At 73.4% G+C, this 20,275-nt stretch carries 23 protein-coding genes and 1 riboswitch; of the genes, 12 read left to right on the plus strand and 11 right to left on the minus strand.

The features are described 5' to 3' along the window. Positions 1-85 precede the first annotated feature (85 nt). The 4 genes from ACS04_RS13050 to ACS04_RS13065 form a co-directional block, all read right to left on the minus strand. Positions 86-1,606 (minus strand): cobyric acid synthase, encoded by a 1,521-nt coding sequence (locus ACS04_RS13050; protein ID WP_048476727.1) that lies wholly within the window; start codon positions 1,604-1,606, stop codon positions 86-88. Beyond that, complete coding sequence (locus ACS04_RS13055; RefSeq protein ID WP_048476728.1) at positions 1,603-2,562, minus strand: cobalamin biosynthesis protein; 960 nt, start codon at positions 2,560-2,562, stop codon at positions 1,603-1,605. Before ACS04_RS13055 ends, ACS04_RS13050 begins: the two co-directional genes overlap by 4 nt. A gap of 38 nt (positions 2,563-2,600) precedes the next feature. Continuing rightward, a riboswitch (cobalamin riboswitch) is annotated at positions 2,601-2,751 on the minus strand. 137 nt (positions 2,752-2,888) lie between these two features. Beyond that, positions 2,889-3,110, minus strand: a complete 222-nt coding sequence (locus ACS04_RS13060) for a hypothetical protein (protein ID WP_048476729.1) — start codon at positions 3,108-3,110, stop codon at positions 2,889-2,891. 28 nt (positions 3,111-3,138) lie between these two features. Beyond that, positions 3,139-4,425, minus strand: a complete 1,287-nt coding sequence (locus ACS04_RS13065) for an inorganic phosphate transporter (RefSeq protein WP_048476730.1) — start codon at positions 4,423-4,425, stop codon at positions 3,139-3,141. A gap of 354 nt (positions 4,426-4,779) precedes the next feature. On the opposite strand from ACS04_RS13065, the gene ACS04_RS13070 reads away from it, so the two are divergent. After that, a complete protein-coding gene (locus tag ACS04_RS13070) occupies positions 4,780-5,910 on the plus strand; it encodes an alpha/beta hydrolase family protein (RefSeq protein ID WP_048476731.1) in 1,131 nt (376 codons plus the stop codon). A 117-nt stretch (positions 5,911-6,027) separates the two neighbouring features. Beyond that, complete coding sequence (locus tag ACS04_RS13075) at positions 6,028-7,482, plus strand: hypothetical protein (protein WP_078864720.1); 1,455 nt, start codon at positions 6,028-6,030, stop codon at positions 7,480-7,482. A 101-nt stretch (positions 7,483-7,583) separates the two neighbouring features. On the opposite strand, the gene ACS04_RS13080 is transcribed toward ACS04_RS13075, so the two are convergent. Continuing rightward, entirely contained in the window at positions 7,584-7,979 is a 396-nt protein-coding gene (locus ACS04_RS13080) for a VOC family protein (protein ID WP_048476782.1), read from the minus strand. A 60-nt stretch (positions 7,980-8,039) separates the two neighbouring features. Beyond that, on the minus strand, positions 8,040-8,930 hold the full coding sequence (gene ypfJ, locus ACS04_RS13085) for a KPN_02809 family neutral zinc metallopeptidase (RefSeq protein WP_048476732.1): 891 nt from the start codon (positions 8,928-8,930) through the stop codon (positions 8,040-8,042). Between the two features lie 248 nt (positions 8,931-9,178). On the opposite strand from ypfJ, the gene ACS04_RS13090 reads away from it, so the two are divergent. From ACS04_RS13090 to ACS04_RS13125, 8 genes are all read left to right on the plus strand, one after another. After that, complete coding sequence (locus ACS04_RS13090) at positions 9,179-10,777, plus strand: ABC-F family ATP-binding cassette domain-containing protein (protein ID WP_048476733.1); 1,599 nt, start codon at positions 9,179-9,181, stop codon at positions 10,775-10,777. A 352-nt stretch (positions 10,778-11,129) separates the two neighbouring features. Continuing rightward, positions 11,130-11,351 carry a helix-turn-helix domain-containing protein gene (locus tag ACS04_RS13095; RefSeq protein WP_048476734.1) on the plus strand — a complete coding sequence of 74 codons (222 nt, stop codon included), beginning with the start codon at positions 11,130-11,132 and terminating at the stop codon, positions 11,349-11,351. Positions 11,352-11,517: 166 nt separating this feature from the next. Next, entirely contained in the window at positions 11,518-12,297 is a 780-nt protein-coding gene (locus tag ACS04_RS13100) for an enoyl-CoA hydratase/isomerase family protein (RefSeq protein WP_048476735.1), read from the plus strand. A gap of 182 nt (positions 12,298-12,479) precedes the next feature. After that, a complete protein-coding gene (locus tag ACS04_RS13105) occupies positions 12,480-12,911 on the plus strand; it encodes an Asp23/Gls24 family envelope stress response protein (protein WP_107438596.1) in 432 nt (143 codons plus the stop codon). 10 nt (positions 12,912-12,921) lie between these two features. Continuing rightward, positions 12,922-13,104, plus strand: coding sequence for a hypothetical protein (locus tag ACS04_RS13110; RefSeq protein WP_048476737.1), 183 nt, complete (start codon positions 12,922-12,924; stop codon positions 13,102-13,104). A gap of 7 nt (positions 13,105-13,111) precedes the next feature. After that, on the plus strand, positions 13,112-13,510 hold the full coding sequence (locus tag ACS04_RS13115) for a hypothetical protein (protein WP_048476738.1): 399 nt from the start codon (positions 13,112-13,114) through the stop codon (positions 13,508-13,510). Beyond that, positions 13,507-14,124, plus strand: coding sequence for a DUF6286 domain-containing protein (locus ACS04_RS13120; RefSeq protein ID WP_048476739.1), 618 nt, complete (start codon positions 13,507-13,509; stop codon positions 14,122-14,124). Before ACS04_RS13115 ends, ACS04_RS13120 begins: the two co-directional genes overlap by 4 nt. Positions 14,125-14,128: 4 nt before the next feature. After that, positions 14,129-14,704, plus strand: a complete 576-nt coding sequence (locus tag ACS04_RS13125) for a hypothetical protein (RefSeq protein ID WP_048476740.1) — start codon at positions 14,129-14,131, stop codon at positions 14,702-14,704. Between the two features lie 25 nt (positions 14,705-14,729). On the opposite strand, the gene ACS04_RS13130 is transcribed toward ACS04_RS13125, so the two are convergent. The 5 genes from ACS04_RS13130 to ACS04_RS13150 all read right to left on the minus strand — a co-directional run bounded on the left by ACS04_RS13130 (position 14,730) and on the right by ACS04_RS13150 (position 18,471). Then, a complete protein-coding gene (locus ACS04_RS13130) occupies positions 14,730-15,485 on the minus strand; it encodes an SDR family oxidoreductase (RefSeq protein WP_048476783.1) in 756 nt (251 codons plus the stop codon). A 10-nt stretch (positions 15,486-15,495) separates the two neighbouring features. Continuing rightward, the gene (locus tag ACS04_RS13135; protein WP_048476784.1) at positions 15,496-16,287 is read right to left on the minus strand and encodes an SURF1 family cytochrome oxidase biogenesis protein; all 792 of its coding nucleotides are present in this window, start codon (positions 16,285-16,287) and stop codon (positions 15,496-15,498) included. A 106-nt stretch (positions 16,288-16,393) separates the two neighbouring features. Next, entirely contained in the window at positions 16,394-16,627 is a 234-nt protein-coding gene (locus ACS04_RS13140) for a hypothetical protein (protein ID WP_078622409.1), read from the minus strand. 64 nt (positions 16,628-16,691) lie between these two features. After that, positions 16,692-17,672 (minus strand): DEDDh family exonuclease, encoded by a 981-nt coding sequence (locus ACS04_RS13145; protein ID WP_048476741.1) that lies wholly within the window; start codon positions 17,670-17,672, stop codon positions 16,692-16,694. A gap of 163 nt (positions 17,673-17,835) precedes the next feature. Then, the gene (locus ACS04_RS13150; RefSeq protein ID WP_048476742.1) at positions 17,836-18,471 is read right to left on the minus strand and encodes a TetR/AcrR family transcriptional regulator; all 636 of its coding nucleotides are present in this window, start codon (positions 18,469-18,471) and stop codon (positions 17,836-17,838) included. A 114-nt stretch (positions 18,472-18,585) separates the two neighbouring features. Between ACS04_RS13150 and ACS04_RS13155 the strand changes: the two genes are divergently transcribed. Beyond that, positions 18,586-19,383, plus strand: a complete 798-nt coding sequence (locus ACS04_RS13155) for an acetoacetate decarboxylase family protein (protein WP_048476743.1) — start codon at positions 18,586-18,588, stop codon at positions 19,381-19,383. 1 nt (position 19,384) lies between these two features. Further along, positions 19,385-20,269: an SDR family NAD(P)-dependent oxidoreductase gene (locus ACS04_RS13160; protein ID WP_048476744.1), complete on the plus strand. Its 885-nt coding sequence runs from the start codon at positions 19,385-19,387 to the stop codon at positions 20,267-20,269. Positions 20,270-20,275 lie beyond the last annotated feature (6 nt).

Here is a 20,275-nt window from a genome sequence, read left to right on the forward strand (position 1 = left end):
CCTTTCCTGGTGCGCGTACGCGTACGGGTACGCGGGCGGGTGTGGTCGTACGGGGCGGGCAAGCCCGCCCCCGGATCCCGGGCCGTCACGGGGCGCCCGGGGGGAGGAACGGGAGGTCCGCGGGGGCGCCCGATTCGATCAGCCGCAGCAGCGCACGCGTGTCGGCGTGTTCCTCGATCAGGTCGCCGAGCAGGTCCAGCTGCTCCTCCCGCAAGGAGGAGAACGAGGTGTCCGGGGAGGGGACGAAGCGGCGGCCCGCGGCCGCGGCCACCTCGCGCAGGAACGCCCGCCGGAAGCCGTCCGACTCCAGCGAGCCGTGCCAGTGCGTGCCCCACACGGAACCCACCCGGCAGCCGTCGAGGAACGGCTCCCCGCCCAGGACCTCGGCCACCCCGTGGTGGATCTCGTACCCGTCGACCGCCTCGCCGAGCGCCGTCCCGGAGGGCCGCTCCAGGGTCTTCTCCCGCTCGAAGCGGATCCGCACCGGCAGCAGGCCCAGCCCGTCCACCGAACCGGCCCGCGACTCGACCTCGTCCTCGATGTGCTCGCCGAGCACCTGGAAGCCGCCGCAGATCCCGAGCACCGGCCTGCCCTCGGCGGCCCGCCGCAGCAGTGCGTCCGCGAGGCCGCGCTCGCGCAGCCACTCCAGGGCCTTCACCGTGCCGCGCGTGCCCGGCACCACCACCAGGTCCGCGTCGGCCAGTTCCTCGGCCCGGTCCACGAACCGCACCACCACGCCCGGCTCCGCCGCCAGCGCGTCGACGTCCGTGAAGTTCGACATCAGAGGGACCGCGCACACCGCGACCCGCAGCACGTCCTCGCCGACCGGCGGGGCCACGACCGATTCGCGCACCGCGCCCCGCAGCGAAACCCGCAGCCCGTCCTCCTCGTCGATGCCCAGCCCGTGCCGGAACGGGAGCACCCCGTACGTCGCACGCCCGGTCAGGCCGCGCAGCATCTCCATCCCCGGCTCCAGCAGCGACACGTCGCCGCGGAACTTGTTGACCATGTAGCCGGCGATCAGCGACTGGTCCTGCGGCGACAGCAGGGCCGTCGTCCCGAAGAACGAGGCGAAGACCCCGCCCCGGTCGATGTCCCCGACCACGACCACCGGGAACCGCGCGGCCCGCGCGATGCCCATGTTCACGATGTCGGTCCGGCGCAGGTTGATCTCGGCCGGACTGCCCGCCCCCTCGCAGATCACGGCGTCATACGTGCCCCGCAGCTGCTCCAGGCAGTCCGTGACGATCCCGAGGAGCTGCTCCTGGCGCCCGCCGTGGTAGCCGCGCGCGCTCATCTCGCCCACCGGCTTGCCCAGCAGCACCACCTGGCTGCTGCGGTCGCTGCCGGGCTTGAGCAGCACCGGGTTCATCAGTGCCGTCGGCTCCACGCGGGCCGCCTGGGCCTGCATCGCCTGCGCGCGCCCGATCTCGGCGCCCTCGCGCGTCACGAAGGAGTTCAGCGACATGTTCTGCGCCTTGAACGGCGCCACCTTCACGCCCTGGCGGGCCAGCCAGCGGCAGATGCCCGCCGTGACCACGCTCTTGCCCGCGTCCGATGTGGTCCCGGCGACGAGAAGTCCCCCGCCGAGCTTCGCGCCGCTCATCCGCGTCCCTTCCGTATGCCGTACGACACCGCACAGCGCAGTGCCACGCACGCCCCCAGCGCCAGCCACGTCACCCGACGCGACAGCCGCACCGCGCGTTCGATGTCCGCGACCTCCACCGGCCGCCCCGTCTCGCCGTTCAGCACGGCCCGGTGCTCGATGCGCCCGCCGTACGCGAGGGTCCCGCCCAGCCGTACCCCGAGCGCCCCGGCGAACGCGGCCTCCACGGGCCCGGCGTTCGGGCTCGGGTGTGCGGCGGCGTCCGCGCGCCAGGCCCGTACGGCTCCCCGGCGGTCGGGGCCGGCCGCAGCGGCGGCCAGGGCGGTCAGCCGCGCTCCCGGCCAGCCCACGAGGTCGTCGAGCCGGGCCGAGGCCCAGCCGTAGCGCAGGTGGCGCGGGGACTTGTGGCCGACCATCGCGTCCAGCGTGTTCACGGCGCGGAACGCCAGCAGCCCGGGGACGCCGGCGGCGGCGCCCCACACCAGGGCCCCGACCACCGCGTCGGAGGTGTTCTCGGCGACCGACTCGACGACGGCGCGGGCCATCTGCTGTTCGTCCAGGGCCTGCGGATCCCGCCCGCACAGGTGCGGCAGCCGCTCGCGGGCCACCTCGGCGTCCCCGGCGGCGAGCGCGCCGCCGATGGCGCGGGCCTCGCGGCCCAGTGAGGTGCCGCCGACGACGGCCCAGGTGGCCACGGCGGTCAGGGCCACCTGGGCGGCCGCGGGCCGGGAGCGCACGGCGCGGGCGCCCAGCGCGCCGACGGCGACCGCGCCCCCGGCGCATACGAGGGTGTGCAGAGCGCCCCGGGCGCGGTCGTCGCGCCACAGGGCGCGTTCGACGGCGGCGGCGGCTCGTCCGAAGGCGGCCACGGGGTGCCCTCGGCGCGGATCACCGAAGATCCGGTCGCCGATCAGGCCCGCCGTGGCGCCGTACGCGAAAACGCGGTCGGCACGCATGGTGCAGCTATGTCCTCACTCAGGGTCCGCGCCCTGGTTCGACGTGTCCGGCGGTGGGAGTTCCTGGCTCCCGGGGCGCACGTGCCGCGTGCTCCCCGGTGACAGTGGCGGGACCGCGCCGGATTCACACCGGACTTCCTCTCCATGCCGCCGTATTGGCTCGGGCAGTCCACCACGCACCGCGAAGGCCCGTCAACTCGCCGTTGACCTGCGGCGGGGCAGTCCGCGGACCCGGCTCGCGGGCGTACGAAAGCTCCCCCCGGGGAACCCGGAGGGAGCTTTGGCACGCCGTGCCCCGATCGGTCGGACCGGGGCATCGGACCAGGTCAGCTGACGATCAGGTAGATCCCGTACCCCACGGCCGCCGTGACGAGCGCGAAACAGGCGTACGCACCGCTGCGGGCGAGGGTGGCGGTGCCGCCCTGCTCGGTGGCGGTCTCGTGCTTGGAGAGGCCCACCAGACCCAGGGTGAACAGGGCCACGAGGGCGACGGTGGCGGAGAGGCTGACCCCGAAGACGGAGCCGAGTGCTGCCCAGTCGATCTTCATACTGCGGATTCCTCTGTCGTTCTCGGGGTCAGACCGCGGCGGCGGGAGCCGCCGGTGCGGTCGGGGCGGCCGCCGGGATGGTGGCCTTCAGGGCCTCGTCCGTGACCGCGGCGGTCGTACCGGCGACGGCCTCGGCAGCGGCCTCGGCGGCCACCGTCGGCGGGACGGTGACGGCGGCCATGGCCGTGGTGACGACACCCGGCTCCTCGGCCGCCTGCACGTCGTTGACGTTGCTGTGGTCGACGACCTGGCGGCGCGAGATGAGCCAGATGGCGACGCAGGAGGCGATCAGGAAGAGCGCGACGGCGGCGACACCGACGTCACCGGTGCGCATGACCAGCTCGGCGCCCGAGGCGACGACGGCCGCGGCCGGCAGGGTCAGGCCCCAGGCGATGAACATGCGGGTGGCGGTGGACCAGCGGACCACGCCCCCCTTGCGGCCCAGTCCCGCGCCCATGACGGCGCCGGAGCACGCGTGGGTGGTGGAGAGGGAGAAGCCGAGGGTGGAGGAGGCCAGGATGACGCTCGCGGCCGAGGTCTGGGCGGCGAAGCCCTGCTGCGGCTGGAGGTCGGTCAGGCCGGTGCCCAGGGTGCGGATGATGCGCCAGCCGCCCAGGTAGGTGCCCATCGCGATCGCCATGCCGGCGGAGACGATGACCCAGACCGGCGGGTTGGAGCCGGGGGCGAGCGCGCCGCCGGCGACCAGGGCCAGGGTGATGATGCCCATCGTCTTCTGCGCGTCGTTGGTGCCGTGCGCGAGCGAGACGAGACCGGCCGAGGCGATCTGACCGGCCTTGTAGCCCTTGGCGGAGGTCTTCTTGCCGACGTTCCCGCCCAGCTTGTACGTGACCTTGGCGGCCAGCATCGCGGCCGCACCGGCCACGATCGGCGCGGCGACCGCGGGGAGCAGCACCTTGGTGACGAGCGTGCCGCCGTTGACGGCGCCGAGGCCGGCGGAGGCGACGGCCGCGCCGACCAGGCCGCCCATCAGGGCGTGCGAGGAGCTGGAGGGGAGTCCGACCAGCCAGGTGACGAGGTTCCAGAGGATCGCGCCGACCAGGGCCGCGAAGATCACTTCCGGCTGGATTCCCTCTTCGTTGACCAGGCCCTTGGAGATCGTCTTGGCGACCTCCACGGACATGAACGCTCCGACGAGGTTGAGCACGGCGGACATGGCCACCGCCGTCTTGGGCTTGAGGGCGCCGGTCGAGATGGTGGTGGCCATCGCGTTGGCCGTGTCGTGGAAACCGTTCGTGAAGTCGAACACGAGAGCGGTGATGATCACGATCCCGAGGAGAAGCGTTATGTGCTCCATTTACCCAGGCTTCTGTTTGACGTCAGTGGCTCGGCGACCGTAGGCAACCTGGATGAACGGAAGGTGAACTGACTCGGGCGGAGCGGTGTACTGGCCCGTCGTGCCATCGAGACCTTCATCCGCATTTTGCCGCTGATACGGCGATTGATGCACGTCAACCCCGGGTAACCGGGAGAGTCCACCGGCGTCTCCGGCCCCTTCGGCCCGCCCCGCGGGGGCTCCGCGGGAGACGCAGATCACTTCCGCAGGCGGGCCCGCCGGAGCGCCGCCCCCTCCCTGCCCGTCCCCGCCCGGCCGTAACCGGAGCATTCCGCTCCAGTGGCCCGGCGGCGCTCCCGCCTCGACACTGGAGCCGTGCCTTCCGCCACAGCGACCGCCGCGGCCGTCGCGACCACTCTCGTCGGGGCCGGCGCCGCCGCGATCGCCGCCGGCCGGTACGCGGCCGACGCCGCCCTGCGGCACGACCCCGGCCGCCCGCTGCCCGGCGACCCCCGGCTCGCCGTCCACTCCACCGGCCCCGGGCGGATCACGCTGACCCGCTCGCTGGCCTCCCTGCGCCCCGGCACGTACGGGCTCAGCGCCCCCGGGGTGCACGCCGTGGTCGGTTCCGTGCTCGACGGGCTCGACCCCGGCCCGGACGCCGTCGTGCGCCGGCTCCTCGCCGTCACCCACGGCAGCCTCGAGCCCGGCACCCGCGTCACCCTCACCCCGCAGGTCCACGCGGGGAACCCGCGCACCGCCCTCGGGCTGGAACACGCCGACGTGGACGTCCCGGGCGAGCTCGGCGGACTGCCCGCCTGGTTCGTGCCCGCCGCCCGCGACACCTGGGTGATCACCGTGCACGGACTCGGCGCCGGCCGGGAGCACCCGATGGTGGTCATGCCCTTCCTGCACCGCCAGCGGATGCCCGTCCTCGACCTCGCCTATCGCGGGGACCTCGGAGCCCCCGCGTCACCGGACGGTCTCGGCCACCTCGGTGAATCCGAATGGCGGGACGTGGACGCCGCGATCCGCTACGCCGTGCGCTACGGAGCCCGCAGGGTCGTCCTGCACGGCTGGTCCACCGGGGCCGCCATGGCCCTGCACGCCGCCGCGCGCTCGGCGCTCGCCGACCGCATCTGCGGGCTCGTGCTCGACTCGCCGGTGCTGGACTGGCACGCGACCCTGCGCGCGCTCGTCGCGGCCCGCCGCACCCCCGCGGCGCTGGTCCCCTTCGCGGTCCGGGCCGCCGAGGGCCGCGCGGGACTGCGGGGCGACCGCCCTGCCGCCGGCGCGGACCCCGCGGCGCTGCGCGTCCCCGTCCTGATCCACCACGGACCGGACGACACGCTCGCCCCCTGGGAGCCCTCGCGACGGCTCGCGCAGGCCCGCCCCGACCTGGTCACGCTGCGGACCGTCCGCGAAGCCCCGCACGGGGCGATGTGGAACGCGGATCCGGCCGGATACGAGGAAGCCCTGAGGCGCTTCCTGACCCCTCTCATGTGAAGGCCGTGTGCCGGACGGGACAGGGAGGGCGGAGTATCCCGGTATGTACCCCTGACGGTCGACGATAGTGGCTGGTTCCGTTTGGGCTTTCGGCCGGTGACGGGCGAGACTGCTTCCGTGACGTCCCGAAAGCCTGATGAGCAGTTGGCTCGCGACTCCAGACTCCGACTCGTCTCCCCGCGTTCGGTCGCCGCGGCCCGCAAGGCGGTGACCGACCGACGCGCCCGTACCGCTTCGAGGCCCCCGGCCGGCACCCCGGCCACGGCCGATCTCGCGAACCGGGCCCGGGCCTCGCTGGCCGACGCGGTACGGCTCGCCCGCTGGGCCGAGCTCAACCTCGGTGCCGGCGAGGGGGGCAGGCCCGCCCCGGCGGGAGCGCTGCCCGCCCCGGACGTCGAACGCGCCTCCGGCGAACTGAACCTGACCCACGGCCAGATCCAGGTCGGCTGGGACCGCGCCCGCCTCGCGGGACTGGTCGAGGTCCACGGCGACCAGGCCCGGCCGGGCTGGCGGCTGCGCGCCTGGGACCGCGACGACACCGCCGTACTGCGCGGCTGGGTGGCCCTGTTCGACGCCTGGTCGCTCGTCCACCCGGCCCCCGCCGACATCGCCCCCGCGGTCGTCGCCGAGGTGGTCGAGGCGATGCCCCAACTGCTGTCCCTGCTCCAGCTGTCCGCCGGTCCCGTCACCGTCCCGGACCTGCTGGACCTGCTCGGGCAGCGGGTCACCGAACTGCGCGGCGAGCGCTGCGAGATCCCCTACGACACCCCCGCGCGCGAGGCGGCGCCCGGCGACGGGGCGGCGGCCGAACCGGACCCCTCCCCCGAGGCGAACGGCCACGCGGCACCCGTCCCGCTCGCCCGGCTGCTGCGCTGGGCGCTCGGCGGGCTCGCCGCCGTCGACGCCGTCACCCTCGGACCGGCACAGGCCGCCCTCACCCCGCTCGGCAGCTGGGCCGTCTGGGTCAAGCTCGAACAGATCTGCGTGGCCGCGCAGAGCCCCGCGGGCAACATCGAGCAGTCCGCCGCCGCCATGCTGCACGGCTGCGCCCGGCTCAGGCCCGGACCCGCCCGCGCCGAGTACCAGGCCTGGCTCGCCGCCCGGCCCGTCGGCCACGCCGTCAGCGAACTGCTGCACGCCGCCCGCGGTGAGGACGCCCTGCTGCGCGGGCTCGCCTTCGAGGCCCTGCGCGTGGTCGGCGCCCCGGCCGAACCCGAAGTGCGCGCCGCCGTACGCGATCCGGCCCTGCGGCCCTACGCCCTGCTCTGGCTCGCCGAGCACGACGGGATCGATCCCGACGAGGCACAGGACGTGCTCACCGCCGAGGAGAGCACCTGGCTCTGGGTGGACACCGCCGCGGCCATCGCCGACCACGGCGAGGCCGATCTGCTGGCGCGCCACCTCGACTCGGCCGTCCGGACCACCGTCCCGCGCCTGCTCGACGAGGTCCGCGCGGTCGGCCACCCGCGCACCGTCCAGGTCCTGGTCGCCCTGGCGGCCGCCCACCCGGATCCGGCCCTGGCCAAGGCGGTCCGCCGGGCCGCCTTCCGGGTCCACACCGGCGGCGCGTAGCACCCGAGGCGCCCGCGCGCGGGCGCCGGACGCGCCCGGAGCGGGGGGAAGGCGTACGGAAGGACGGGAACGCGCCGCGGGTCCCGGACCTGCGGCGCGCCTCAGACCTGCGGCGCGTACGTCCCGAAGCTCCAGATGTTGCCCTCGGCGTCGCGGGCCATGTAGTCGCGGGACCCGTAGTCCTGGTCGGTGGGCTCCATCAGGATCTCCACGCCGTGCTCCGCGGCCCGCCGGTGGTGCGCGTCGACATCGTCGACCACCACGTAGACCCCCACGGGCCCGCCGTCCCCCATCGCCTTGTCGAAGACGGTGCCGGTGCGTTTGCTGCCGAGCATCACCAGGCCGTTGCCGTACGACAGCTCCGCGTGCATCACCGAGCCGTCCTCACCCTCGTACACCGCGACCTGGCTGAAGCCGAAGGCCCCGGTCAGCAGCTTGATGGCCGCCTTCGCGTCGCGATACCGCAGCGTGGGACAGATGGACGGAACGCCTGCCATGACGACCACTCCCTCTCGTGACGGTGACCTGCGTCACAGCATGGCAGGCGTCGCCGACAGTCAGCGGAAGGTGTTGCACTGGGCCATGTCGCCCGTGCGGTACCCCTGGTAGAACCACTGCTGACGCTGCTGCGCCGAGCCGTGCGTCCAGGCCTCCGGAGTCACCCGGCCCTGGAACTTCTCCTGGATCCGGTCGTCGCCGACCGCGGCCGCCGCGTCCAGGCCGTCCCTGATGTCCTGGTCGGTGAGGCTGGTGAGCAACGGGCGGCCGGTGGCCCGGTCCGGGGTCCGCGTCGCGTTGTGCGCCCACACCCCGGCGTAGCAGTCGGCCTGGAGCTCGACCTTCACCGAGTTGCTGTTCGCGCCCTGCTGCCCGTCCTGGGCCTTCTCCAGGGTTCCGGTCAGGTTCTGGATGTGATGCCCGTACTCGTGGGCGACGACGTAGGCCTGGGCGAAGGGGCCGCCGCTCGCGCCGAACTTCGTCCGCAGGTCCTCGAAGAAGCCCAGGTCCAGGTAGACCTGCCGGTCGGCGGGGCAGTAGAAGGGGCCGACCGCCTTGGTGGCGGCGCCGCAGGCGGTGTTCACGCGGTCCTGGAAGAAGACCGTCGACGCCGGGCTGTAGCGGCCGCCGCGCCGGGTGAACTCGCTCTTCCAGTAGTCCTGGGTGCTGTTGACGACCGCGACCAGCCGGCAGTCCTCGCGGGCGTTCGCGTCCCGCCCGGTCCTGCAGCTCTGCTGCACCTCACTGACCGAGGAGGAGGTCGCCGCCGACTCCGGGCTCCCCGAGGACAGACCCAGCTGGTCCGGTCCCACGCCGAAGAGCAGCCCGAGGACCAGCGCGATGAGGCCCGCGATCCCGCCGCCGATCGTCGCCCGCCCGCCCGGGACGCGGCTGCCGCGCACGTCCTGGACCTCGGACGTGTCCAGATTGGCGTCGTCGTCGAACTGCATCCCGCACCGCCTCGATTCCGCGTGGCCGCCCCTGCGGCGAGTATCACCCGCTCCATCCTGATACGCCGCCTGCCCCACCGGGGCCGTCCGTAAGCCGAACGGGGGACGTGTCAAGGGCCGGACGCCCCGAAAACCGGTTGCGCACCCCCGGTAGAATGAGTCCCATGGCAAATCTCCTCGCGGATTAGCGGCGTCGAAGCATCGCGTCCTGCCCCCCTTCCGCCGTCCCCCCGCCCTGGAGTATTTCCGTGATCACCGCCACCGGCGTCGAGCTGCGCGCCGGCGCCCGCATCCTCATCGAGTCCGCTTCCTTCCGCATCGCCAAGGGCGACCGCATCGGCCTCGTCGGCCGCAACGGAGCCGGGAAGACCACGCTCACCAAGTGCCTCGCCGGCGAGGGCCAGCCCGCGGCCGGCTCCATCACGCGCTCGGGCGAGGTCGGCTACCTCCCGCAGGACCCGCGCACCGGCGACCTCGACATCCTGGCCCGCGACCGGATCCTCTCCGCCCGCGGCCTCGACGTCCTGCTCAAGAAGATGCGCATGAACGAGGAGCGCATCGCCACCGGCTCCGGTGCCACGCGCGAGAAGGCGCTCAAGCAGTACGAGCGCCAGGAGACCGAGTTCCTCACGAAGGGCGGGTACGCCGCCGAGTCCGAGGCCGCGACCATCTCCGCCGCCCTCAGCCTGCCGGACCGGGTCCTCGGCCAGCCGCTGCACACCCTCTCCGGTGGTCAGCGCCGCCGCGTCGAGCTCGCCCGGATCCTCTTCTCGGACGCCGACACGCTGCTCCTCGACGAGCCCACGAACCACCTCGACGCCGACTCGATCGTCTGGCTGCGCGACTACCTGAAGAACTACCGCGGCGGCTTCGTCGTGATCTCCCACGACGTCGACCTGGTCGAGACCGTGGTGAACAAGGTCTTCTACCTGGACGCCAACCGCTCGGTCATCGACATCTACAACATGGGCTGGAAGCTCTACCAGCAGCAGCGCGAGGCCGACGAGAAGCGCCGCAAGCGCGAGCGCCAGAACGCGGAGAAGAAGGCCGCGGCCCTGAACTCGCAGGCCGACAAGATGCGCGCCAAGGCGACGAAGACCGTGGCCGCCCAGAACATGGCCAAGCGCGCCGACCGCCTGCTCGCCGGCCTGGACGCCGTGCGCGTCTCCGACAAGGTCGCCAAGCTGCGCTTCCCGGACCCCGCGCCCTGCGGCAAGACCCCGCTGACCGCCGAGGGGCTGTCGAAGTCCTACGGCTCCCTGGAGATCTTCACCGACGTCGACCTGGCCATCGACAAGGGCTCCCGCGTCGTCATCCTCGGCCTCAACGGCGCCGGCAAGACCACGCTGCTGCGCCTCCTCGCGGGCACCGAGAAGCCGGACACCGGCACGGTCGTCCCCGGCCACGGCCTCAAGCTGGGCTACTACGCCCAGGAGCACGAGACTCTGGACCCGGAGCGCTCGGTCCTGGAGAACATGCGCTCCTCCGCGCCCGACCTGGACCTGGTCGCCGTCCGCAAGACGCTCGGCTCCTTCCTGTTCTCCGGCGACGACGTCGACAAGCCGGCCGGGGTGCTTTCCGGCGGCGAGAAGACCCGTCTCGCCCTGGCCACGCTGGTCGTCTCCTCCGCGAACGTGCTGCTCCTCGACGAGCCCACGAACAACCTGGACCCGGCCAGCCGCGAGGAGATCCTGGGCGCGCTGCGCACGTACAAGGGCGCGGTCATCCTCGTCACGCACGACGAGGGCGCGGTCGAGGCCCTGGAGCCGGAGCGGATCATCCTGCTCCCGGACGGTGTCGAGGACCTCTGGGGCCCGGACTACCGGGACCTCGTCGCGCTCGCCTGATCCTCCCGGAGCCGGTGATCCAGTTCCTTATGGATCATTCGGCTCAGACGTGATCCATCATCTGAGTGAGACGGTCTCGTACCCCTGCGCTCTGTACGACGGCCCCGGCCGTGCCCGTCCGGGTACGCGTCCGGGGCCGCAGTTCTTCGCCGTCCCGCCCCTGACCTGGAGATTCCCGGTTCGGGTGGAGAAGTGTGACGGACATCATGCAGCGGAAGGGGAGATTCCGTTCTGCTGATGTGTCCACGTCTCGGCAAATGTCGTCGTACCGACCTTGCTGAATGGGTGGCCAGGAAGCCGGGGAGGGGTGATCATGAGAAGTCCAGAGCGCACTTCCCATGAGGAGGCACGGGTGGCCGAGACTCTGAAGAAGGGCAGCCGGGTAACCGGCGCCGCGCGCGACAAGCTCGCGGCAGACCTGAAGAAGAAGTACGACTCCGGTGCGAGTATCCGCGCGCTGGCCGAGGAAACCGGCCGGTCTTACGGGTTCGTCCACCGGATGCTCAGTGAGTCCGGAGTCATTCTGCGTGGTCGCGGTGGCGCGACGCGCGGCAAGAAGGCGGCTACGGCCTGACCGACCCCCCTCCAGGCCGTCAGGCCCGGAGCCGGGGTGGATCACGCTCGCCCGCCCGCACCGTAGTTCCTTCGGTGACCCCCGGTCGGCCCTCCGGCCGTCCGGGTGGTTACTGTGCAGTCACTTAGGCCGGGATTGCGGCCGACTGCACACCGGAGGCACACCGATGGCTCTGCTCGACAAGGACGGCGTACGGCTCACCGTGGACGACTCGGTCGCGACGGTGACACTGACCAATCCGGCCAAGCGAAACGCCCAGTCCCCCGCGCTCTGGCGGGCGTTGGCGGAGGCCGGAAGGTCGTTGCCGGGCACCGTCCGGGTCGTGGTGCTGCGCGGTGAGGGCAAATCCTTCTCCGCCGGGCTCGACCGGCAGGCGTTCACTCCCGAGGGTTTCGAGGGTGAGCCGTCCTTCCTCGATCTGGCGCGCGGCTCGGACGAGCTGCTCGACTCCACCATCGCCGAGTACCAGGAGGCGTTCACCTGGTGGCGGCGCAACGACATCGTCTCCATCGCCGCCGTGCAGGGCCATGCGATCGGCGCCGGCTTCCAGCTCGCGCTGGGGTGTGACCTGCGCGTGGTCGCGGACGACGTGCAGTTCGCCATGCGCGAGACCAGCCTGGGCCTCGTGCCCGACCTCGCCGGGACGCAGCCGCTGACCACGCTGGTCGGTTATGCCCGCGCGCTGGAGATCTGCGCGACGGGCCGCTTCGTGCATGCCGAGGAGGCGGAGCGGATCGGGCTGGCCAACCTCGTCGTGCCCGCCGACGAGCTGGACGCGGCCGTGCAGGACCTCACGACGGCGCTGCTGGCCCCGCCGCGCGACGCCGTGATCGAGACGAAGGCGCTGCTCCGCGAGGCCGGATCCCGCCCGTACGACGACCAGCGCTCGGCGGAGCGCGCCGCCCAGGCCCGCCGCCTGCGCGACTTGGCGGGCCTCTCGGACTGACCGGGGACTGCGAGGGCTCCGGAACGGGGGCCGGGAGCTGCGCCCCCGGCCCCCGTTCCGTGTCAGGGGGTCGCGCGGCGGCAGGGGGCCGTTCCCCGCCGACCGGCGTAGTCCCGGAGCGCCATCGCGCGTGCGCGCTTACCGTGGACCGGAGTGAGTCCATCCACGCGAAGGGACACGCGATGACCGAATCCACATCCGGGGGCGCCTCCCGGGAGCCGGCCGAACGCGGCCGCACCACCATCTCCGACGGGGTCGTAGAGAAGATCGCCGGGCTCGCCGCCCGCGAGGTGGTCGGCGTCCACGCCATGGGCAGCGGCAGCGGCCTCTCCCGCACCTTCGGCGCCGTCCGCGACCGCGTCCCCGGCGGGGCCAAGTCCTCGGTCACACGCGGGGTCAAGGCCGAGGTCGGCGAGGTGCAGACGGCCCTCGACCTGGAGATCGTCGTCGACTACGGCGTGTCGATCCGCGACGTGGCCCGGGCCGTCCGTGAGAACGTCATCTCGGAGGTCGAGCGGATGACGGGCCTGGAGGTCGTCGAAGTCAACATCGCGGTCAGCGACGTCAAGCTGCCCGACGAGCCCGACGAGGAGCCGGAGTCCCGGATCCAGTGAAGGAGGCTCCATGAGGATGGCGGTCGTCGGCCTCTTCGCCGGCATGGCGCTCGCGTTCGCCGGGTACTTCGGCGGGTTCGGAGCCTTTCTGCTGGTGGCGGCGCTCGGCGCCGTCGGATTCATCGCCGGCCGGTTCCTGGACGGGGACCTGGAGCCGGGCGACTTCTTCCGCCCCCGCGACCGCAACAGGTGAGGCGCCGATGACCACGCCACGGTCCACCCCGCCGCCGGTGCCCCCCGCCGAACGGGGGGCCACCATGATCGCCGACCGGGTCGTCGCCAAGATCGCGGCCCAGGCCGCCCGGGAGGCGCTCGCCGCGCGGCCGCAGGGGCCGCCCGCAGCCGCGGGGGCCGGCGCCGCCCCGGGCGCCCCGCACGCCACCGTCACCGTGCACCACGACATCGCCCGCGTACGGGTGAGTCTGGAGCTCGACTACCCCTCCGACCTCGCCGCCCAGTGCGCGGCCGTACGCCGCCAAGTGGTCCGCCGCGTCGAGGAGTGCGCCGCCATGTCCGTACCCGAAGTCGACATCGACATCGAGCACCTGCACTCCGCGCACACCCGTACCGCCGCCCTGCGGACCCGGAAGCTGCGGTGACGACGCCCGCCCCCGCCGGCCGGGCCCCGGCCGCCGCCCCCGGCGACGCCCCCGCCCCGGCCCACATCCCCCGTTTCCGGTCGGCCCGGCGGATCCCCGCCGCGCTGACGGCCCTGGCCGTACTCGGCGTCGCGGGCCTCTTCCTCTACGACCTGATCGCCGTACGGGCCGGCCGCCCCGGCATGCAATGGCGCCGGGAACTCGCCGACCAGCTGGGCCACAAGACCCCCGCGGACCCGTGGGTCCTCGTCGCGGCCGGGGTCCTCGCCGCGGCCGGGGCACTTCTGCTGTTCCTCGCGCTGACGCCGGGGCTGCGCCGGATCCTCTCGATGCGACCGCCGCAGCCGGAGGACGGGGTCCGGGCCGGCCTGGAACGCAAGGCGGCCGCGCTGGTCCTGCGGGACCGGGCGATGGAGGTGTCGGGAGTGCGGTCGGCACGGGTCGCGGTGCGGCGCTCGCGCGTGAAGGTCCGCGCGCAGTCGCACTTCCGCGAGCTGGCCGAGGTACGGGCCGACCTGGAGGAGGTCCTCACCGTCGGCATCGCCGAACTGGGCCTCGCCCACCCGCCGCAGCCGCGGGTACGGGTCACCCGGGCCTCCGCCGGGAACAGGTGACGGGATGCTCGGAGCCGTGAACCGCGTCCTGCTCGGGATCATCGGAGCCGTGCTCCTGGCGGCCGGTGCGGCGCTGGCGGCGGCGCTGCGGCCGCTCGGCGGCCGCCACGAGCCGCTGCTGTCGGCGGCCACCCGCGAGCGGTACTGGCATGCCGAGGGCGGCTGGTGGTGGGCGGTCGCGGCCGGACTCGCGGTGTGCGTGGTGCTCGCACTGTGGTGGCTGCTGGCGCAGCTGCGGCGCTCGCGGCTGTCCGCGCTGATGGTCGACACCGGTGACGAGGCGTACGCGGTGCTGCGCGGGCGGGCGCTGGAGGAGGCGGTGGCCGCGGAGGCGGGCGCGCTGGACGGGGTGGCCCGGTGCCGTGCCGACCTGCGGGGCCGGCAGGGCCGCGGGCGCCGGCGCGGCACCCCGAAGCTGCGGATGAGGCTGGACCTGGAGCCGCACGCGGTACCGGCCGACGCCCTGGCCTGGCTGGCCGGGCCGGTGCTCGACCATGCCCGCCGGTCGTCGGGCCTGCCCGGACTGGCCGCGGAGGCCCGCTTCCGGATCACCTCCCACCGGGCCCGGCGCGTCACCTGACGCGGCCGGCCCGGGAGGCGGGGCGTCAGAACCCGTGGCGGGAGCCGCCGTCGACCGGAAGCATGATGCCCGTCAGGTACGAGGCCGCCGGCGACAGCAGGAAGGCCGCCGAGCGGCCGAACTCCTCCGGGGTGCCGTAGCGCCGCAGCGGGATGCCGGACTCGTTGGCCGCGCGGGCCGCCGCCGCGTCGCCGGACAGGGCGTCGAGCTCGCGGACCCGGTCCGTGTCGATCCGGGCCGGGAGCAGCCCGACCACGCGGATGCCGCGCGGTCCGAGCTCCACCGACAGGGATTTGGCGAAGCCGGCCAGCCCCGGCCGCAGGCCGTTGGAGATGGTCAGGCCCGGGATCGGCTCGTGGACCGAGCCCGACAGGACGAAGCCGATGACCCCGCCCTCGCCCAGCTCGGCCGCCGCGGCGCGGGCGAGCCGCACCGCGCCCAGGAAGACCGACTCGAACGCCGCGGACCACTGTTCGTCGGTGTTGGTCGACGCGAGGCCGGGGATGGGGCCGCCCACGCTGATGAGGATGCCGTCGAGGCGGCCGAAGCGTTCCTTCGCGGCGGCGACGAGCGCGGTCGCGGCCTGCGGGTCGGCGTTGTCGGCGGCGATGCCCACGGCGTCGGGACCCAGCGAGGCCGCAGCCTCGGCGGCGCGCGCCGCGTCGCGGCCCGTCACGATCACCTTCGCGCCGTCCGCCGCGAGTTCGCGGGCGGAGGCGAAGCCCAGGCCGCGGGTGGCTCCGGTGACGACGTAGACACGGTCTTTCAGTCCAAGATCCATGCCCGACACGCTACGCCGTCGGCTGCGGCTCCCGCTCGGGGGTGGCGTCGGCGGCTGCCGCCGCCCGGTCGCGCTTCTCGCGCCGTACGAGGACCAGCCAGCCCACCGGCACCGCCGCGGCGAACAGCCACCACTGCACGGCGTAGGCCATGTGCGGGCCGATCGAGTCGTGGTCGGGATCGGCGATCGGCTCGGGGCTGCCGCCCGCCGGGGCCGGAGCGGTGAGCTCCATGTAGCCGCCGAGGACGGACTTGCCCAGGTACTCCGCCTGCTGCGCGCTGTTGATCAGCATCACCTGGCGGTCCGGCAGGCCCTTGCGGTCCTTGATGCCGCTGCCGCCGCTCGTCTCGTCGGCCTTCAGCCGCCCGGTGACGGTCACCTCGCCCGAGGGCGCGGCCGGCACCGGGGGGTACCCGCGCGGGTCGTCGCCGCCCGCCACCCAGCCGCGGTTGACCAGGACCACCCGGCCGTCGGCGAGCACCAGCGGGGTCAGGACGTGGAAGCCGACCTTGTCGTCGTTGTCGGTGCGCATCCGTACGACGACCTCGTGCGCGGGGTCGTAGGTACCGGTGGCGGTGACGGCGCGCCAGAAGTCGGACCGCGGGACCTGGTGGCCGGGGGAGGTCACCTCGGTCACCGGCACGGGCTTCGCGGACAGGTTGCCCGCGATCAGCTGGTTCTGCGCGACCCGGTGCTCATGGCGGTGGTACTGCCAGAACCCCAGCTTGATCATCGCGGGGATGAGGGCGAGGGCGATGAGGGTGAGGCACACCCATTGCCGGGTCAGCACAAAGCGGTACACGCCCACGACGGTACCCCCAGCCGCGGGGACCCCGGCGGCCGGGTGGCCGTCCGGGGTCGGGAGGGAGGACGGGTGGGGGAGGAGGGGGAGGGGAGGGTCACACGGGTCACACGCGGTCGACGATGCCCACCTTCCCCTCCGCGCGGGCGCAGTGCGCCCCGCAGTACCACTGGCCCTCGACCTCGACGCCCTGCCCGATGATCTGCACCCGGCAGTGCTCGCAGATGGGCGCCATGCGGTGGATGGCGCAGGAGAAGCAGTCGAAGACGTGCACGCTGCCTTGCGCGTGCACTTCGAAGGACATGCCGTAATCGTTTCCGCAAACCTCACAACGTGCCATGCGCCACAGGGTGGGACCGGACCGGCGGGACGGGAAAGCGGGCGGCGGGCGAGTCGCCCGAGGCTCACCCGTCTGCCGCAGCCACGTCCCGCAGCAGGTGGGTGAAGGCCGCCTCGTCGACCACCGGCGTACCGAAGGACTTCGCCTTGACCGTCTTGGAGGTGGCCGAGTCGGGGTCGTTCGTCACGAGCAGGCTCGTGAGCCGCGACACGCTCGTCGCGACGTGCAGCCCGGCCTCGACCGCCCGGTCCTCCAGCAGCTCCCGGTCCACCGAGGTGTCACCCGAGAAGGCGATCCGCATGCCCTGCTTGAGCGGTTTGCCGTCCTCGAAGCGCCCCGGGTTCGGGTGCGGGCACGGCGGCCGCTTGCGCGAGGGCCGCCAGCTGTTGCCGCTCCCGTACGAGGCCTGCCGGCCGATCCGCGGGGTGACGGGGGAGTCCGACCACTCCGTCAGCGGCCGGCACTCCAGCAGCGGCAGCCGTACGCCGTCCCGCGCGGCGGCGTGCAGGGACGGACGGAACGCCTCCGCGAGCACGCGGGCGTCGTCGAGGGCGTGGTGGGCGCGCTGCTGGACCACGCCGAAGTGCGCGGCGAGCGACTCCAGCTTGTGGTTGGGCAGCGGGAGGTTCAGCTCCTTCGACAGGGCGATGGTGCACAGCCGCTGACGGACCGGCGCGGTCCCGGCGGCCCGGGCGTACTCCCGCGCGATCATCTGCCAGTCGAACATGGCGTTGTGCGCGACCAGCACCCGGTCCGCGAGCCGGCCGGCGAACTCCTCGGCGATGTCCTTGAACAGCGGGGCGTCCTGGAGCATGTCGCTGGTCAGCCCGTGGATCCAGACGGGGCCGGGATCGCGCTGCGGGTTGACCAGGGTGTACCAGTGGTCCTCGACATTGCCCTGAGCGTCGAGCCGGTAGACGGCGGCGGAGATTATCCGGTCGTCGCGAGCGAGCCCGGTCGTCTCCACGTCGACGACCGCGTACCCCTCGGGGTACGCGGTCGGCCACGTCGTCTCTGCGGTCGTACGGTCGTCGAGCATGGTCACAGAGGATATCGGCACACGCTGACACCCGGCGCCCGGCGGACCCTCACCCCGGTGCCGCCACGAGCCGTTCGGGCCCGCAGCCGTCAGCGGGCGCCGCCGGCGGTCGGGATCGCGCAGCCCGGCCGGCCGGCTCCCCCGGGGGCTGGGTTCCCGCGTCGGCGATTCACCGCGGGGCCGGAGGGGGGCCCGTCAGCAGGGAGTGGACGAGGGCGCGGACGGAGAGCAGGAACAGCCGTTCCGGGTCGGCCGGGCGGGCGAGGGCGCGGGCGAGCTCGGGGTCGTCGGGAGCCGCGCGCGGGTCCCACAGCTCGCTCTCGGCCGGGGACTGGACGGGGGAGCGCTCGCGATTGCGCTCCACCAGGAGGTACCCGACGATCTGGAACTGGACCGCGCGCACGGCGTCGGCGGCCCGCGCCCCGCGCAGCCCGGCCGCGTGCACCTCGTGGACCAGGGCCTGCTGGGCGGGCAGGAACATCCGCTCGGTGAGGCCGCGTTCGTGGACCATCGCGATCAGGTGCGGCCGCTCGCGCAGTTCCCGGCGCAGGGTCCGGGCCACGGAGAGGATCCGCTCGACGGGGGTGCGGCCGACGGGCCGTATCGCGCCCATCTCCTGCACGGTCCGCTCCACGAGGGCGTCGAGCAGCGATTCGCGGTTGCCGACGTGCCAATAGATGGACGTCACGGCCGTGCCCAGCTCGGCGGCGAGCTTGCGCATGGTCAGGGCGGCCGGGCCGTGCTGCTTGACCAGCGAGGCGGCGGCGGCCAGCACCTCGTCCCGGGTGAGCGTGGTTCTGGCCATGGCCGTCTCCCGCCAATCTGTCGGATCGTCAGTTCTGGTCGCTGCAGGGGTCTTTACCCTTCATCGGTGGCGGTGTAACTGTGTTACAGAACCTACCGAAGGGTGGCGCGAGACATGGCACGCGTACGGTACGGAGCGCGCACCGAGGCCGAGATCACGGCGTCGCGCGAGAAGAGTTCCCGGCTCCCCGACATCTGGTCCACCGGAGTGGTGGCGCTCTGGGAGAGCGACCCGGACGTGGTGGCGGCGGTCCTGCCGCCGCCGCTCAAGCCCGCCGAGCGGCCCCTCGTACGGGCCAACATCAGCAAGGTCGACCTGCCGGGCTACCCCCTCGGCGCCGGCTCGGTGGCCGTCGCGGCGCGGCACGGCGGGGTCGAGGGCTGGTACCCGCTGGTCATGCCGATGACCCACGAGCGGGCCCTGATCGGGGGCCGCGAGGTCTTCGGCGAGCCGAAGAAGCTGGGCGAGGTGGAGGTGGAGCGCGAGGGCCTCGTCGTACGGGCCTCCCTGGCCCGGCACGGGATCGCATTCGTCGAGGTGCGCGGGGCGGTGGACCGCGCGCTGCCGCTGCCCGAGCCGGCCGCCAAGACGGACTTCTACTTCAAGTTCCTTCCGGCGGTCGACGGTTCGGGCCTCGACACCGACCCGGTGCTCGTGCACGTCACCCGCAACGAGAAGGTCCGCAAGCTGGAGCACATCACCGGTGACGTGGTCCTGCGCGAGTCGATGTTCGACCCGGTCGCCGACCTCCCCGTCCGCCGGATCGTGGAGATCACCATCGGGGAGAAGACCACGGACCAGAAGGGCCGTGTCGTCGAGCGCGTCAGCGCCCGGGCCCTCCTCCCGTACATCCACCAGCGCTACGACGACCCCCTGCAGATCCTCGACGGTCCGCCCGAGGGGAGCGTGTGACGTGCGGCTCGAAACCGGACAGGTGGCCGTCGTCACCGGCGCCGCCAGCGGCATCGGGCTCGCGATGGCCCGCCGCTTCGCCGCCGAGGGGCTGAAGGTCGTCCTCGCCGACGTGGAGGAGGCGGCCCTGCGCAAGGCCGCCGAGGAGCTGGCAGCCGACGGCGCACGGGTGCTCGCCCGGCCCGTCGACGTCAGCGACCGCGCATCCGTCATCGCGCTCGCCGACGCGGCGTACGAGGCCTTCGGCGCCGTCCACGTGCTCTGCAACAACGCGGGCGTGGGCTCCGGTGCCGAGGGCCGGATGTGGGAACACGAACCCAACGACTGGAAATGGGCCTTCTCCGTCAACGTCTGGGGCGTCTTCCACGGCATCCAGGCCTTCGTCCCGCGCATGATCGCGGGCGGCGGCCCCGGTCACGTGGTCAACACCTCCTCCGGCGACGGCGGCATCGCCCCGCTGCCCACCGCCTCCGTCTACGCCGTCACCAAGGCGGCCGTGGTCACCATGACCGAATCGCTCTACGCCCATCTCAAGGCCGAGCGCGCCCCGGTCGGCGCCTCCGTCCTCTTCCCCGGACCGCACATGCTGCGCACGGGGCTGTGGGAGTCGCACCGCAACCGGCCCGAGCGGTACGCGAAGCAGCGGCCGCGCAAGACCCCGTACCGCAGCCTCGACCAGTACGAGGCCGCGATGAGGAAGGCCGGCCACGCGGTGGACTTCACCCCGGTCGAGGAGGTCGCCGAGCTCGTCGTCGACGGCATCCGCGCCGACCGCTTCTGGATGCTCCCGGCGAGCGAGCACAGCGACCGGCAGATCCGCGCCCGGTCGCAGTCGATGCTCGACCGCGCCGACCCCGCCTACCTCGAGAGCTTCATCCTCGACTGAGGAGCG

The organism is Streptomyces roseus, from assembly GCF_001044425.1.
In the GTDB taxonomy this organism is placed as follows: domain Bacteria; phylum Actinomycetota; class Actinomycetes; order Streptomycetales; family Streptomycetaceae; genus Streptomyces; species Streptomyces roseus.